The following is a 14,377-nucleotide window of genomic DNA, read 5'->3' as shown; positions in this document are numbered from 1 at the left end:
CCGCTACTCTTTCTTCAGCAAATAGCCAATGCCGCGCACGGTAATGATTCTTTCTTTACCAATCTTGCGGCGTAAATTATGCATGTGCACTTCCAGCGAGTTGCTTTCCACGCTATCGCCGTGGCCGAACAGCCGCTGTTCCAACACCGCTTTGCGCACCACGGTGCCGGCGCAGCGCATCAGTTCGTGCAGCAGGTGATACTCTTTTTTCGACAGCATCAGCAGTTCGTTATCCAGCATGACCTGATGGTTGACCGGATCGAGATACAGCGCGCCGAGGCTCCAGGTTTGAGAAGCGAAGCCCGCCATGCGCCGGTTGACCGCCTTGACGCGCGAGATGAGTTCGGGCAGCGCGAAAGGTTTGGCCAGAAAGTCGTCCGCGCCGGAGTCGAGGCTGTTCACCAGGCTCTCGATGCGATCGCGGGCGGTCAGGATGATGATCGGGATATTTTGTCCGGCGGCGCGCCAGGCGATCAGTTTCTGCAAACCGTCGCCGTCCGGCAGCGTGAGATCCAACAGCATCAAATCGAACCCGCCGGGTGAAAGTTTATTTTCCGCGTCGGTGAGCAGGCGCACCCAGCACAAATTAAAGCCGGCCAGCTCCAATGCTCGGCACAGCGCCTTGCCTAATTGCAGGTCGTCTTCCACCAACAGTATGTTCACGTTATTTCCGCTGAGAGCCTTGAGTCGCGATTATCTAACTATAACGCTGACGGGAAGACAACGAGGAAAACCGCTCTGCCTGCGCGTTCTTAAGCAAACCTTAATCTGGCTTTAATCTCGCGTTAAGGGAGCGGGGGGGAATTTCAGTTATTTTGCTGCCATTCGAAATCATGGCTGAGAGAGCGAAACATGCAGACTGAAGGTTTCCCGAGCGCAGGCGCCTCGCGGCGGCTGATGTATTCAGGCGTGGCGATGCTGCTCGTTCTGTTGATGCTGTCTTTTCGCGGTGATGCGCAGAGCCATAGCCACGGTGGCCATCATGCTTCCGCTTTGCAGCGGGTGCATCAGGCGGCGGCGACGGACGCTTACGGCTGCGCCAAGTCGCGCATTAAAAAGCAGCTGCGCCGCCTGGCTCAGCGTTGAAGCGTTTTTTAGGGCGCCGCTCTATACTCTGACGGGCAAACGGAAGGCCTGTGCGCAGGCCGTTGTCGACATCGCCAACCAGAGAAAAAATACGATGACGAAAGTGGCATTGGTGACCGGCGCAAGCCGGGGAATTGGCCGCGCGACCGCTTTGCTGCTGGCCCGGCAGGGCTATGCGGTGGGCGTGAATTACCTGCGCGACGAAAGCGCGGCGCGGCAGGTGGTGGCGGAGATTGAGGCGCAGGGCGGCAAGGCGCTGGCGCTGCAGGCCGACGTGGCCGATGAAGCGCAGGTGATGGCAATGTTCAGGGCGCTGGACGCCGGGCTGGGCACGCTCAGTGCGCTGGTCAACAACGCCGGCATTCTGTTCCGGCAGGCGAACATTGAACAGTTGACCGCCGAGCGCATCAATAAGGTGCTCGGCACCAACGTCACCGGGTATTTCTTGTGTTGCCGCGAGGCGGTGAAGCGCATGGCGCAGCGCCATGGCGGGCAGGGCGGCGCTATCGTCAATGTGTCCTCCGCCGCTTCCCGTTTAGGTGCGCCGGGGGAATATGTGGATTATGCCGCCTCGAAAGGCGCCGTCGATTCGTTGACCATCGGGCTATCGCTGGAGGTGGCGGCGCAGGGCATCCGCGTCAACGGCGTGCGGCCTGGGCTTATCTATACCGAGATACACGCCAGCGGCGGCGAACCTGGCCGGGTGGATCGCGTGAAGAGCAGTTTGCCGATGCAGCGCGGCGGCCAGCCGCAGGAAGTGGCGGAAGCGATCGCCTGGCTGCTGTCTGACGCCGCGTCTTACGTGACCGGCACCTTTATCGAGGCCGCAGGCGGGCGTTGAACGCATCCGTAGGGTTTTGACATCCCTCCGGATGTGATGTATTTTGATTAAATAATAATCAAAATGTAGTTACAAAAATGTATGTTTATTTTGAATGGAATCAGGATAAAAATCACAGTAACCAGCACAAACACCGTGTCAGTTTTGAGATTGCGCAACGGGTTTTTCTGGATCCCAACCATTTGGCTGTGCTGGAAAGGATCGAGGGTGGAGAAGAACGTTGGCAAACGATCGGTATGGTTGGCTCTTGTTTGCTGTTGCTGGTGGCACATACGACGATCGAAACGGATGTCGAAGGCGATACAGTAGAGATCGTGCGTATCATTTCAGCACGCAAGGCCGATGCCAAAGAGAGGGGAAGATATGAAGCGCAAAAATTCCGCCAAAAATCTGGCCCATAGCGTACTCCCGCCGTTGACGGAGGAGCAGAAAGCGCAAATTGCTTCACTGAGTGCGTTGCCGGACGAGGACATCAATTATGCCGATGCGCCGGCGCTGGGGGAAGAAGCGTGGCAGACTGCGGTTCAGGGGCGTTTTTATAAGCCGATGAAAGTATCAAAAACCATCCGAATCGATGCGGATGTGTTGGCCTGGCTTCAGCGACCAGGCAAAGGCTATCAGAAACGCCTGAACGCCGTGTTGCGTGAGGCGATGTTGAAAGAGCATGAGCACGAGGAATAATTTGTGCCAGGCGGCTAACGATCCGGTGAGATTCTCACCGGATTTTTTTGCTGTTTTTTCAGGTAATGCGTTATCAACGCCGGCTGTCTTCTTGCGGCGCTCGGTCAAAACCACACAAACGGTCATTAACGGTCATGCCGCGGAACGTGGAATTGTGACCGTTTACCGTTTCTCTCCTGTCTGTCTCAGGCGTACGCGCATCATAACTGTCTGTTACTCCACACTTTCGTAATTATTCATTTCATTTCCTTCCCGATTTTTTTGACAACTATCACAGCGCGATCGTTGACCGATCGCGGGGCGATGCGCTTTGCGTCTGCGCGCAAAACGCGGCGCGGCAAATCGATATCGTAATCATCGTCGTGGAGGAGAAAAGAAACATGCTGCCTGTAGAACGTCATCGCTTTATTACCGAAGTCTTGAGCCAGCGCGGCCGCGTGATGGTGCAGGAGGTGGCGCAGCTGTGCCATATCTCTATCGAGACGGCGCGGCGTGATCTGGCCCTGCTGGAACGGCGCGGCCTGCTGCTGCGCAGCCACGGCGGCGCGGTCTTCGTCGAGCCGCCGGCGGTGGAAAAAACCTATGTGCCCGCCGAGATAGATCAGGGAGAGTCCTTCCGCCAGCGCAGCAATGAGTCGCCGGAGCAGAAGACGCGCATCGCCAAACGCGCGCTGGAGTTTATCGCGCCGGGGGATTGCCTGCTGCTGGACAGCAGCTCCACCAGCTGGTTTTTGGCGCGCCAGCTGCCGGATATCTCGCTGGTGGTGCTGACCAACTCGCTGCACATCATCCAGACGCTGGCCTGCAAGGCCAACGTGCGCACCATCGGGCTGGGGGGCGAGTATTCCGCCAAGTACGAGGATTTTATCGGCGTGCTGGCGGAGCAGATGCTGAAAGAGTTCGTGATCAACAAGCTGTTTTTCTCCTGCCACGGCATCTGCCAGGACGGCGGCATCCGCGAGAGCAATGAGCACCATGCGCGGCTGAAGCAACAGATGCTGCTGGCCTCGGAGCGCAAGTTCCTGCTGGTGGACAGCAACAAGTTCGGCCGCCGCTCGTTCGCCCGCATTTGCCATTACCGGGAAATAGATACGCTGATCACCGACAGGCTTGGCGATGACGAGTTTCGTCAGGAATTGGCCTGGAACAACGTCGATGTGATTGAAGTTTCACCCGCCGCGAAAAGGGCGGCGCGATAACAACAACGAAAACCTTTTATTACAGCCAACACTTGTGGAGAGAGAACAATGAAAAAATCCGTACTGGTCGGTCTGTTTGCCTCGCTGCTGCTGTCGGTCTCCGCGCAGGCGGCGGACAAGCTGAAAATGGGCGTGGTGGTGAAAATCGGCGGCATTCCCTGGTTCAACGCCATGGAGGCCGGTATCAAAAGCGAGAGCGCCAAACGCGGCATCGACGCCTGGATGGTCGGGCCGACGGCGGCGGATCCGGCGCTGCAGGTGCGCGCCATCGAGGATCTGATCGCGCAGAAGGTGGACATCATCGGCGTGGTGCCGAACGACGCCCGGGTGCTGGAGCCGGTGCTCAAGCGCGCGCAGGAGGCGGGCATCAAGGTGATCGTGCATGAGTCCCCCGGCCAGAAGTACGCCGACTGGGATTTTGAGCTGGTGGACGCCTCGCAGCACGGGGTCAACCACATGAAAGCGTTGGCCGCCTGCATGAAAGAGCAGGGCAAGTACGCGGTATACGTCGGCAGCCTGACGGTGCCGCTGCACATCACCTGGTCGGACTCGGCGATCAATTACCAGAAGCAGTACTACCCGAACATGCAGCTGGTGGGCGACAAGTTCGGCGTGGGGGAATCGCTGGATGACAGCGTGCGCACCACCAACGATCTGATGGCCAAATATCCCGATTTGAAAGGCGTGCTGGCGTTCGGTTCGCAGGGGCCGATCGGCGCCGGGCGCGCGGTGCTCAACCGCGGCAAAAGCAACGATATCTGCGTCATCGGGCCGTTCAGCCCGGGCCAGGGCGCTTCGCTGGTCAATCGCGGCGCCATCAAGGGCGGTTACATCTGGAACCCGATGGTGGCGGGCGAAGTGTTCGTGCGCATCGCCGACATGATGCACAAGGGCGAAAAAATCACCGATGGCATGACCATCGAAGGCATGGGCAAGGTGCAGGTGGATGCGCAGCAGCACACCATTCTTGGCAACGCCACCGAAAGCCTGGATAAGCAAAACCTGCCGAAGCTGGTGAAGATGGGGCTGTAATCATGGCGATTTCCGGCAATACGGCAACGCGGGGCGCGCCGCTTATCGAACTGCAACAGCTGTCGATGACCTTCGGCGGGCAGCGCGCGCTGAACGATATCTCATTGGCGCTGATGCCGGGGGAGGTGCACTGCCTGGCCGGCACCAACGGCTGCGGCAAGAGCACGTTGATCAAGGCGATCGCCGGCGTGTATCAACCGGATGACGGCAGCCGCATTACCCTCGATGGGCAAACCTTCGGCCGGCTGTCGCCGGATCAGGCGCGCGCCTTCGGCATTCAGGTGATCTATCAGGATCTGTCGCTGTTTCCCAACCTGACGGTGGCGGAAAACATCGCCTTTGAGCACAACCTGCGCGGGCTGTTGGGATGGCACCGCCCGGCGAGGCTGCGGCGCACCGCCGAACGCCTGCTGCAGGAGCTGAATTTCAATCTCGATCTCGACAAACCGGTGGCGGAACTGCCGATCGCCCAGCGCCAGCAGGTGGCGATCTGCCGCGCGCTGGTGGCGCAGGCACGGCTGGTGATCATGGATGAACCGACCGCCTCGCTGACCCGCACCGAGGTCAATCAGCTGCTGCGCACGGTGGATTATTTGAAAGCGCAGGGCATCTGCGTGGTGTTCGTCAGCCACCGGCTGGACGAGGTGCTGGAGATCTCGGATCGCGTCACGGTGATCCGCGACGGCAACAAGATCGGCACCTGGCCGGCGGCGGAGATCAGCGGCGATCGTCTGACCGAATTGATGACCGGCCTGACGCTGGACTATCGCCTGAAGTCACCGAGCATGAATAAGGATCGGGTGATGCTGGAGGCGGATCGTCTCAGCCGCGCCGGGCAGTATCACGATGTCAGCTTCTGCCTGCATCAGGGCGAGGTGCTCGGGCTGTGCGGACTGCTCGGCTCGGGGCGCACCGAGCTGGCGCTGAGCCTGTTCGGCATGACCCGGCCGGACAGCGGCAAGCTTTACCTCGACAGCAAACCGGTGCGCTTTCGCGGCCATGAGGACGCGATCAAGGCCGGCATCGGTTATGTCTCGGAGGATCGCCTGACGCTGGGGCTGGTGCAGCAACAGTCGGTGGCGGACAACGCGGTGCTGACCATTCTCGATAAGCTGCGCGGGCGTTTTCGCCTGATCGACGACTACCGTAAGAATCGCATCGTCGCGGAGTGGATCGCCAAACTCGGCGTGCGGGTGGCGGATCCGGATCAGGCGGTTTCGACGCTCTCCGGCGGCAATCAGCAAAAGATCGTGCTGGCCAAGTGGGTGCTGACCCAACCGCGGATCCTGATCCTCGACTCGCCGACCGTCGGTGTCGACGTCGGCGCCAAGGCCAGCATCTACCAATTGATCCATCTGCTGGCGCAGGAGGGGATCGCGATTCTGCTGATCTCCGACGAGGTGCCCGAAGTGTATTACAACTGCGATCGGGTGCTGCACTTCAGCGGCGGCAGCGTGATCGGCGAGTACCTGCCGGGGCAGGTGAGCCAGCTGCAGCTGGCGGAGGCGGTTAATGCGTAGATTCAGTCTGAAACCGCGCGGCAACGAAGGCTACCTGGCCTGGGTGCTGCTGCTGACGGTCATCGTCTTTTCGCTACTCAGCGATCAGTTTTTGACGGTGCAAAACCTGCTCGATCTCAGCGAAAGCTACGCGGTGAGCGGCATATTCGCCCTCGGCCTGTTCGTGGTGCTGGTGACCGGCGGCATCGACATTTCCTTCGCCGCAGTCGCCTCGGTGGTGCAGTACCTGATCGCCACGCTGGCGACGCATTACGGCCTGGCCAGCCCGGCGGGCAGCATTTTGCTGGCGTTGGCGATCGGCGCCGCGCTCGGCATGGTCAACGCGCTGTTGATCTACTGCCTGCGCATCGTCTCGATCATCGTCACCATCAGCATGCAGGCGTTGTTGTTCGGCATGCTGATGTGGCTGACCAACGGCCGCAGCCTGTACGCATTGCCGGACTGGTGGACGCTGCCGCGCAGCGTGTTGCCGTTCCAACTGGGTGAGCAGAGCTATCAGCTCGGTTTGCCGACGCTGGTGATGCTGGCGGTGGCGCTGCTGACCTGGCTGCTGCTGAACAAAACGCACCTCGGGCGCCAGCTGTTTGCCGTGGGCGGGGATGCGGAGTCGGCGCGGCGCATCGGCATTCGCGTCGGCCTGCTGCATCTGTTCGCCTATGGCTATCTGGGCGCGATGGCGGCGATCGGCGGCCTGGTGCAGGTGTATCGCATGGGGGAAGTGGTGCCCAACGCGCTGGTGGGCGGCGAGCTCGACGTGCTGGCGGCGGCGGTGCTGGGCGGCGCCAGCCTGAACGGCGGCAAGGGCAGCGTGGTCGGCACGCTGATGGGCGTGTTCCTGATCGGCGTGCTGAAAAACGGCCTCAACCTGATCGGCGTGTCCAGCTACTTCATGAACGTGGTGATCGGTCTGGTGATCGTCGCGGCGATCACCGTCACTCACTACAAGAAACGCAAAGAAACCGACGTCGGTTTCGCCTGAGGAGCGCTTGATGGGCAACAACCTGAAATTTCGTCCGGACGGGGCCGCCGTCGGTTTGCTGGCCTTGCTGCTGGCGGTGGTGCTCGCCTTCAGCTTGCTGATGCCGGGGCGCTTCTTCAGCGGCGCCACCTTCACCAGCGTGGCCTTCCAGCTGCCGGAACTGGGTCTGCTGACGCTGGCGATGTTCATCCCGATCCTCAGTGGCGGCCTGAACCTGTGCATTATCGCCAGCGCCAACCTGACCAGCCTGCTGATGGCCTGGCTGTTCATCAGCTACCTGCCGGCGGACGCCGGGCTGGGCTTGCAGGCGCTGTGGCTGGCGTTGGCGCTGGCGGCGGCGATGCTGCTGGCCGGGCTTATCGGCGCGGCGACCGGTGCGCTGGTGGCCTACGTCGGCGCGCACCCGATTCTGGTGACGCTGGCTACCATGACCACGGTCAACGGCATCGGCATCTACCTGACGCGCGGCGCCGCCCTGAGCGGCATGCCGGAGATCGTGCGCTTTATCGGCGCCGAGAGCGTGCTGGGCGTACCGGTGCCGCTCTTGATCTTCCTGACGGTCGCCGCGCTGCTGGCGCTGTTCCTGCAGAAAACCCGGCTCGGCAAATGCATCTACATGAGCGGCAGCAACATCAACGCCACCCATTTCAGCGGCGTGAATACCCATCGGGTGCTGATCGCCATTTACACCCTCTCCAGCCTGCTGTGCGTCATTGCCGGGCTGGTGATGATGGCGCGCTTCAACTCGGCGCGCATGGGTTACGGCGACTCTTACCTGCTGCTGACGGTGCTGGCGATCATTCTGGGCGGCACCGATCCGTTCGGCGGTTTTGGCCGGGTCAGCGGCGTGGTGCTGGCGCTGATCGTGCTGCAGGTGATCGCGACCGGCTTAAACCTGATGAACGTCAGCCCGCATTTTAGTCTGGCGATGTGGGGCGCCGTGCTGATCGCGGTGCTGGCGCTGAAGTTTTTCCGGCATCGCTATCGGCAGCGGCGGGCGATGCGCCGCAGCGCGGCCCAGGCCAGAACCGCGGCGGGCCACTGATCCTTTTCCCTTTTGCGCAGGATAACGCTAATGAAATACCAGATTTCGCCTTCACTGATGTGCATGAACCTGATGGATATCCGCCAGCAATTGGCGGTGCTGAACCGCCGCGCCGATATGCTGCATATCGACATCATGGACGGGCACTACGTTAAAAACATCACGCTGTCGCCGTTCTTTATCGAACAGATCCGCCCGCACACCTCGTTGTTGCTGGATGTGCATCTGATGGTGGAGAACCCGACCGACTTTATCGAGCCGATCGCCCGCGCAGGCGCGGACTTTATCTGCCCGCACGCTGAAACCATCAACCGCGACGCGTTTCGGGTGATCAATCAAATCCGCGCGCTGGGCAAAAAAGTGGGGGTGGTGCTGAACCCGGCCACGCCGGTGGAGTTTATTCGCCACTACCTTCACCTGCTGGACAAGGTCACCGTCATGACCGTCGATCCGGGCTATGCCGGGCAGCCGTTCATTCCCGAAATGCTGGAAAAGATCCGCCAATTGCGCGACCTGAAAAGCCAACAAAATTTGCGCTATCTGATCGAGATCGACGGATCCTGCAACCAGCGCACTTACCGCGATCTGATGGGCGCCGGTGCAGAAGTGTTGATCGTCGGCAGCTCCGGGCTGTTCAATCTTGATCCGGATCTGGAGACGGCATGGGAAAAAATGCTGGATCAGATGCGGCAGGCGGCCTGAGGCGGGGGACATGATGCGGTATTTTCTTGGCGTTGACGTCGGCGGCACCAATACCCGCCTGCTGTTGATGGATGATGAAGGTGAATTCAGCGGTTACCGCAAGATAGCGACCGCCGACTGGGCGCGGCAGGCCGATCCGCTGGCGGCGTTAGGCCGGCTGATCGCCGGGCATTGCCAAGATCGTCAGGTGGCGCAGGTGATGCTGGGGCTGCCGGGGATCCTCAGCCGCGATCGCTCGCGGGTGCTGTCGCTGCCGTTTATCCCGGCGCTGGACGCTCAGCCGGTGGCGGCGCTGTTGGCCGATTTGCTGGCGCTGCCGGTGCGAATGGACAAGGACGTCAATCATCTGCTGTGGTGGGATCTGCAGCAGCTGCCGGCGTTGCCGCAGGTGGCGGTCGGGCTGTATCTGGGCACCGGCATGGGCAACAGCCTGTGGCTGAACGGCGATTTTTACCACGGCGCGCACGGCGCCGCCGGCGAGCTGGGGCACATTCCCTGGCCGGGCCATCAGGGCGAATGCCCGTGCGGTAAACGGGGCTGCGTCGAGAGTTTGACCTCCGGTCACTGGCTAACCGGCTGGGCGCGCGCCAACGCGGCGCAAACGCCGTTTGACCGGCTGTTCGAACGCCACGGCGAGCATCCGGATCTGCAGCGCTTCGTCGAGCGATTGGCGCAGACCATCGCCGTCGAAATGAACGTGATCGACCCCCAGTGCCTGATCCTGGGCGGCGGCGTGATCGCCATGCGCGGTTTTCCGTTGGTGCGGTTGGAGCAGGAGATCCGCCGTCATCTGCGCGCGCCGCAGCCGGCGCAGGGGCTGACGATCTCCGTCAGCCGCCTCGGCGATGAAACCGGCAGCAAAGGCGCCTGTCTGGCCGCCCGGCGCCACCTCCAATTGAGCAGGGAGTACCCGCAATGAAAGGCAAAGTCTGCGTGTTCGGTTCGTTCAACCTGGATATCGTCGCCGGTATGGCGCGCTTTCCGCAGCCCGGCGAATCACTGATCGCCCGCAACAGCATGATGGGGGCGGGCGGCAAGGGCGCCAACCAGGCGACCGCCGCGCTGCGCGCCGGGGCGCGGGTGCATTATATCGGCAAGGTGGGGCGCGACGACTTCGGCACCTTCGCCCGGCGCCACCTCGCCGCCGCCGGTTTCGATGCGGTGACGCTGTTCTCTACCGGCGATTGCCCCACCGGCAATGCGCTTATCTACGTTGCCGGCGAGGATGCGGAAAACATGATCGCCGTCGATCCCGGCGCCAATCTGACGGTCAGCGAAGACGAGGTGCGTCAGTGCCGGCCGGCGATCGCCGCGGCGGATATTCTGCTGACTCAATTGGAGAACAATCTGCCGGCGATCGAGCAGGTGATCGCCATTGCCCGCGAAGCGCAAACGTTCATCATACTCAACCCGGCGCCGTTTCAGCCGGTGCCGGACAGCCTGTTGGCGCAGGTCGATCTGCTGACGCCCAACGCCACCGAGTGCACGTTGCTGACCGGCGTGCCGGTGCGCGATGTGGCTTCGGCGCGTCAGGCGGCGCAGGTGTTGCACGCCAAGGGCATTCGTTTGCTGATTGTGACGTTGGGCACGCAGGGGGCGTTGTTCTCGGACGGGGAAAACAGCGAGCTGATCCCGGCGTTTCCGGCACAGCCGAAAGACACCACCGGCGCGGGCGATGCGTTTAACGGCGCCTTGGCGGCGCAGCTGGCGAATCAGGTGCCGTTAGCCGAGGCGGTGCGTTTTGCCGCCGCCTATGCGGCGGTCTGCGTGGAGCGCGCCGGTGCGGCGGTGTCGATGCCGAGCTATGACGAGGCGCTGGCGCGCCAACGGGCGTTTGCTTGACGATGACGGGCTGCGGCGCGGAGGCGGCAGCCCGGTTCCCTTATTTCAACCAGCCTTTGCGCTGCGCATCCCGCAGATGTTGCTCCAGGTGGCGCCACAGCTCGGGATGCACGTCGGCGATCGCCGCATTGCGCGACAGTACCTGCTCCAGGCTGATGCCGTTTTCCACCCAGCTCTGGCCTTCGTTGTGCAGGTTCATCAGCATCGGCATGGTGCGATCCAGCAGCAAGGCGAAGCGGGCATCGGCGCTTTCGCCCTCTTCATACTCCTGCCATAAAGCGGTGAAATACTCGCGCTGTGTCTGCGGCAGCATGCCGAACAGACGGCGCGCCGCCGCCACTTCCTGATCGTGGATCGCCGCGCGGGCGGCCAGATCGTAGACCAGCACGTCACCGGCGTCGATTTCCACGATGTCATGCAGCAGCGCCATCTGGATCACGCGCTGAATGTCTACGTCATCACCGGCGTACGGGGCCAGGCTCATGGCGGCGATGGCGAAGTGCCAACTGTGTTCGGCGGAGTTTTCCTGGCGCTGGGTGCCCAGCACTTTGGTGCGGCGTTGCACGCCTTTCAACTTATCGATTTCCATCAGGAACTGGATGGCCTGGGTCATTGAACCGAAATCTAACGCGGGTACAGCGGATGACATGGTGTAAACCTCAAGGTGGGTGGGTTGAAGCCTGAGGATTGTAGACCACCGGGCAGGGGATTTCGATGGTTACACGCGTTCACATTTTTATTTTAGCGTACACGTGTACACTGGAATTATTCTCAGTTAAGCTGCTTTGCGTTAATTTCGAACAAAGCAGGGCATTTTGAGGGGTTGCGCGTTATGGGGAAAACGGACGTAGTGAAAGCCGGGACCAATAAGATTGTCGCCGCGGCTTATCCGTGGGCGGAAGAGATCGCCAACAGCATCAGCCACGGCATCGGGCTGGTGTTCGGCATCGTCGGTCTGGTGTTGCTGTTGGTGCAGGCGGTGAATACCGGCGCCGATGCGACGGCCATCACCAGTTACAGCCTATACGGCGGCAGCATGATCCTGCTGTTTCTCGCTTCCACGCTGTACCATGCGATTCCGCATCAGAAGGCCAAGCATTGGCTGAAAAAGTTCGATCACTGCGCCATTTATCTCCTGATTGCCGGCACTTACACGCCGTTTTTGCTGGTGGGGCTGGATTCGCCGCTGGCGAAGGGATTGATGGCGGTAATCTGGGGGTTGGCGCTGCTCGGCGTGCTGTTCAAACTGGCCTTCGCCCACCGTTTTGAAGCCCTGTCGTTGGTGACCTACCTGACGATGGGCTGGCTGTCGCTGATCGTGATTTATCAGTTGGTCACGCGGCTGGAGGCCGGCGGCGTCACGCTGCTGGCGATCGGCGGGGTGGTCTATACCCTGGGCGTGATTTTCTACGCTTCCAAGCGCATTCGCTTTGGCCACGCCATCTGGCACGGTTTCGTGCTCGGCGGCAGCGCCTGCCATTTCATGGCGATCTACCTGTACGTCTAAGCCTTGCCGCTACGTCTGAATGCGTATTGAACTGGCGCCTCTTTTGTTTTAAAAAAGAGGCGCTTGCTTCTTTCGGGTATCCAGCAAGCCCGTTCCTTCATTTCTGAGCCCGCATACCGTTTCTTTAACCTCTGTTCAGGACTCACCAAGATGATCGTTCGCTTATCCAAAGCGCTGCTGGTCTGCGCTATCGCTTTGTTCGCTTCACTGGTCGCCTTCGGCAACATCACCGACTACGGCTCCAACTTCGCCTTTGTGCGCCATGTCTTTATGATGGACACAATTTTCCCCGACGCCACCATCGGCTATCGCTCGATACAGACGCCGTGGCTGCATCACGCCGGTTATATTTTCATCATTGCGCTGGAAAGCCTGACCGCGCTGCTGTGCTGGATCGGCGGCCTGCGACTGTTGGGCGGCCTGAAACTGCCCGCCAGGGCCTTTAACGGTCGCAAAACGCTGGCGGTGATCGGCCTGACGCTGGGCTTCCTCACCTGGCAGGTCGGTTTCATGTCGATAGGCGGTGAGTGGTTCGGCATGTGGATGTCGAAGCAGTGGAACGGCGTTCCCGATGCCTTTCGTTTCTTCATCACCATCATTTTGGTGCTGATTTATCTGGTGCAGCGCGACGGGGAGCTGGACGAGTAACGAAGATGGCCGCAGGCAGGGCGCCTGCGGCCGACGGATTATTTCTCTTCGGCCAGCGAGTAGGGCAAGGGTTTGATCGCCAGCTGGCTGGCGGCATCGTCGCGCACCCGCAGCTTGCTGTCGGCGTCTAAATCGTTATTCATCACCACCTGCACCCACAGCGTGCCGTCGGCCAATTGGCTCGACGCCAGTACGGTGCCGGTGCGGCGCCAGTTTTCACCCAGCTGCAGCTCCAGATCTTCCGCCGCCTGCGGGGCGCGAGCGGCTTTACCTTCCAGCCAGTAGAGCGCGCGTTTGTTGGCGCCGCGGAATTTGGCGCGCGCCACCATCTCCTGGCCGGTATAGCAGCCCTTGCTGAAGCTGATGCCTTCCAGCGCCTGCAGGTTGGTGGCCTGCGGGATCAGCTGCGCGCTGTTGGCGGCGTCGATAACCGGATAACCGGCTTCGATCTCCAGCGCCAGCCACTGGCTGCTGTCATTCAGTTCCGCCTGATCATGCAGTTTGCCGATCAGCTGTTCGGCCACGGCGGGGCGGGTCACCAGCAGAAAGCGTTCCGCCGGCGCAGCGAAGTGCAGCAGCGTGGTTTCGCCTTCCTGCACCACCGGGTGCTCGGCGCTCGGCAGCGTGGCGAACAGGCCCGCCAGCGCGGCGCGCGCCTGGAAACCGGCGACCCCCAGCAATACTGCGTCATTATCGGCGGCGATGGTGACTTTGGAGAACACCGCATATTTTTTGATTTCAGCCAGTTGGCTGTCCAGCACGCTGCGGCGCTCCAGATAGGCGAAGCCTTCGCCACGGTGGAACAGACGCAGGTTGCTCCACATTTTGCCCTTGGCGTCGCAGTGGGCGCACAGCACGTGTTGATCGGCCGCCAGCGCGTCGATGTCCGCCGTCACCTGGCCCTGGAGATATTTCACCGCGTCCGGCCCGTTCAGCGTCACCAGCGCCCAATCTTCCAGCGAGATCAGCGTCAGGGGCAGATGGGTGGAAGCGGAGGGCTGACGGGGTGGGAATGGAATGTTATGCGCCATAGTAAGTTCCTGCTCAACGTTTAGCTTACCTGAAGGGTATTGAACCCATGGTAAAAGAGGCGGCGGGCTTTGCAAACTGTTATTCGCGCCGCGGTGCCGGGGGGCGCTTTTTTTGGCATTTTGCGCTTTATTGCGTTTTCCGCCACAAAGCGCCTTCCCGGCGTGTATGTCAAATTGTTACTCTATAGGCTTGCGGCCAGGGCACCCTTGCAGACAGATCCCCGGTTGATGGAATTATATTGCGACGGCGTTGCCATACAGTGT

Annotated in this window: 17 protein-coding genes; 14 read left to right on the top strand and 3 right to left on the bottom strand. The window is 61.0% G+C overall.

What is annotated here, in order from left to right:
- Positions 1-3: 3 nt before the first annotated feature.
- Positions 4-663 carry a response regulator gene (locus tag IMX17_RS20575; RefSeq protein WP_033652176.1) on the bottom strand — a complete coding sequence of 220 codons (660 nt, stop codon included), beginning with the start codon at positions 661-663 and terminating at the stop codon, positions 4-6.
- 189 nt (positions 664-852) lie between these two features.
- Between IMX17_RS20575 and IMX17_RS20570 the strand changes: the two genes are divergently transcribed.
- From IMX17_RS20570 to rbsK, 12 genes are all read left to right on the top strand, one after another.
- Positions 853-1,086: a hypothetical protein gene (locus IMX17_RS20570; RefSeq protein ID WP_046898989.1), complete on the top strand. Its 234-nt coding sequence runs from the start codon at positions 853-855 to the stop codon at positions 1,084-1,086.
- A gap of 94 nt (positions 1,087-1,180) precedes the next feature.
- Complete coding sequence (locus tag IMX17_RS20565; RefSeq protein WP_094144085.1) at positions 1,181-1,927, top strand: SDR family oxidoreductase; 747 nt, start codon at positions 1,181-1,183, stop codon at positions 1,925-1,927.
- 77 nt (positions 1,928-2,004) lie between these two features.
- Positions 2,005-2,328 (top strand): BrnT family toxin, encoded by a 324-nt coding sequence (locus IMX17_RS20560; RefSeq protein WP_072062332.1) that lies wholly within the window; start codon positions 2,005-2,007, stop codon positions 2,326-2,328.
- Complete coding sequence (locus tag IMX17_RS20555) at positions 2,291-2,608, top strand: BrnA antitoxin family protein (RefSeq protein WP_046898992.1); 318 nt, start codon at positions 2,291-2,293, stop codon at positions 2,606-2,608. Before IMX17_RS20560 ends, IMX17_RS20555 begins: the two co-directional genes overlap by 38 nt.
- Before the next feature lie 380 nt (positions 2,609-2,988).
- Positions 2,989-3,807 (top strand): DeoR/GlpR family DNA-binding transcription regulator, encoded by an 819-nt coding sequence (locus tag IMX17_RS20550; RefSeq protein WP_033644759.1) that lies wholly within the window; start codon positions 2,989-2,991, stop codon positions 3,805-3,807.
- A gap of 48 nt (positions 3,808-3,855) precedes the next feature.
- On the top strand, positions 3,856-4,839 hold the full coding sequence (locus IMX17_RS20545) for a substrate-binding domain-containing protein (RefSeq protein WP_060448421.1): 984 nt from the start codon (positions 3,856-3,858) through the stop codon (positions 4,837-4,839).
- 2 nt (positions 4,840-4,841) lie between these two features.
- Complete coding sequence (locus tag IMX17_RS20540; RefSeq protein WP_193550174.1) at positions 4,842-6,359, top strand: sugar ABC transporter ATP-binding protein; 1,518 nt, start codon at positions 4,842-4,844, stop codon at positions 6,357-6,359.
- On the top strand, positions 6,352-7,338 hold the full coding sequence (locus IMX17_RS20535) for an ABC transporter permease (protein ID WP_025304132.1): 987 nt from the start codon (positions 6,352-6,354) through the stop codon (positions 7,336-7,338). Before IMX17_RS20540 ends, IMX17_RS20535 begins: the two co-directional genes overlap by 8 nt.
- A 10-nt stretch (positions 7,339-7,348) precedes the next feature.
- Positions 7,349-8,383, top strand: a complete 1,035-nt coding sequence (locus IMX17_RS20530; RefSeq protein WP_193550173.1) for an ABC transporter permease — start codon at positions 7,349-7,351, stop codon at positions 8,381-8,383.
- Between the two features lie 30 nt (positions 8,384-8,413).
- A complete protein-coding gene (alsE, locus tag IMX17_RS20525) occupies positions 8,414-9,085 on the top strand; it encodes a D-allulose 6-phosphate 3-epimerase (RefSeq protein WP_033644765.1) in 672 nt (223 codons plus the stop codon).
- Positions 9,086-9,095: 10 nt separating this feature from the next.
- Positions 9,096-10,004 carry an allose kinase gene (gene alsK, locus IMX17_RS20520; protein WP_046898996.1) on the top strand — a complete coding sequence of 303 codons (909 nt, stop codon included), beginning with the start codon at positions 9,096-9,098 and terminating at the stop codon, positions 10,002-10,004.
- Positions 10,001-10,927 carry a ribokinase gene (gene rbsK, locus IMX17_RS20515; RefSeq protein ID WP_046898997.1) on the top strand — a complete coding sequence of 309 codons (927 nt, stop codon included), beginning with the start codon at positions 10,001-10,003 and terminating at the stop codon, positions 10,925-10,927. Before alsK ends, rbsK begins: the two co-directional genes overlap by 4 nt.
- 40 nt (positions 10,928-10,967) lie before the next feature.
- On the opposite strand, the gene IMX17_RS20510 is transcribed toward rbsK, so the two are convergent.
- Entirely contained in the window at positions 10,968-11,576 is a 609-nt protein-coding gene (locus tag IMX17_RS20510; RefSeq protein ID WP_033644771.1) for an HD family hydrolase, read from the bottom strand.
- 183 nt (positions 11,577-11,759) lie between these two features.
- Here IMX17_RS20510 and IMX17_RS20505 point away from each other — a divergent pair, with 183 nt between their 5' ends.
- Both IMX17_RS20505 and IMX17_RS20500 read left to right on the top strand, forming a co-directional pair.
- The gene (locus IMX17_RS20505; protein WP_033644772.1) at positions 11,760-12,434 is read left to right on the top strand and encodes a hemolysin III family protein; all 675 of its coding nucleotides are present in this window, start codon (positions 11,760-11,762) and stop codon (positions 12,432-12,434) included.
- Between the two features lie 150 nt (positions 12,435-12,584).
- A complete protein-coding gene (locus tag IMX17_RS20500) occupies positions 12,585-13,082 on the top strand; it encodes a DUF2165 family protein (RefSeq protein WP_046898998.1) in 498 nt (165 codons plus the stop codon).
- Positions 13,083-13,120: 38 nt separating this feature from the next.
- Here the strand turns inward: IMX17_RS20500 and ygfZ are convergent, their stop codons facing one another.
- Positions 13,121-14,113 (bottom strand): tRNA-modifying protein YgfZ, encoded by a 993-nt coding sequence (gene ygfZ, locus IMX17_RS20495; protein ID WP_099783413.1) that lies wholly within the window; start codon positions 14,111-14,113, stop codon positions 13,121-13,123.
- Between the last annotated feature and the right edge of the window lie 264 nt (positions 14,114-14,377).

Source organism: Serratia sp. X3 (assembly GCF_014982455.1).
Taxonomy (GTDB): domain Bacteria; phylum Pseudomonadota; class Gammaproteobacteria; order Enterobacterales; family Enterobacteriaceae; genus Serratia; species Serratia ureilytica.
This window is presented reverse-complemented; position numbering and strand designations above follow the sequence as displayed.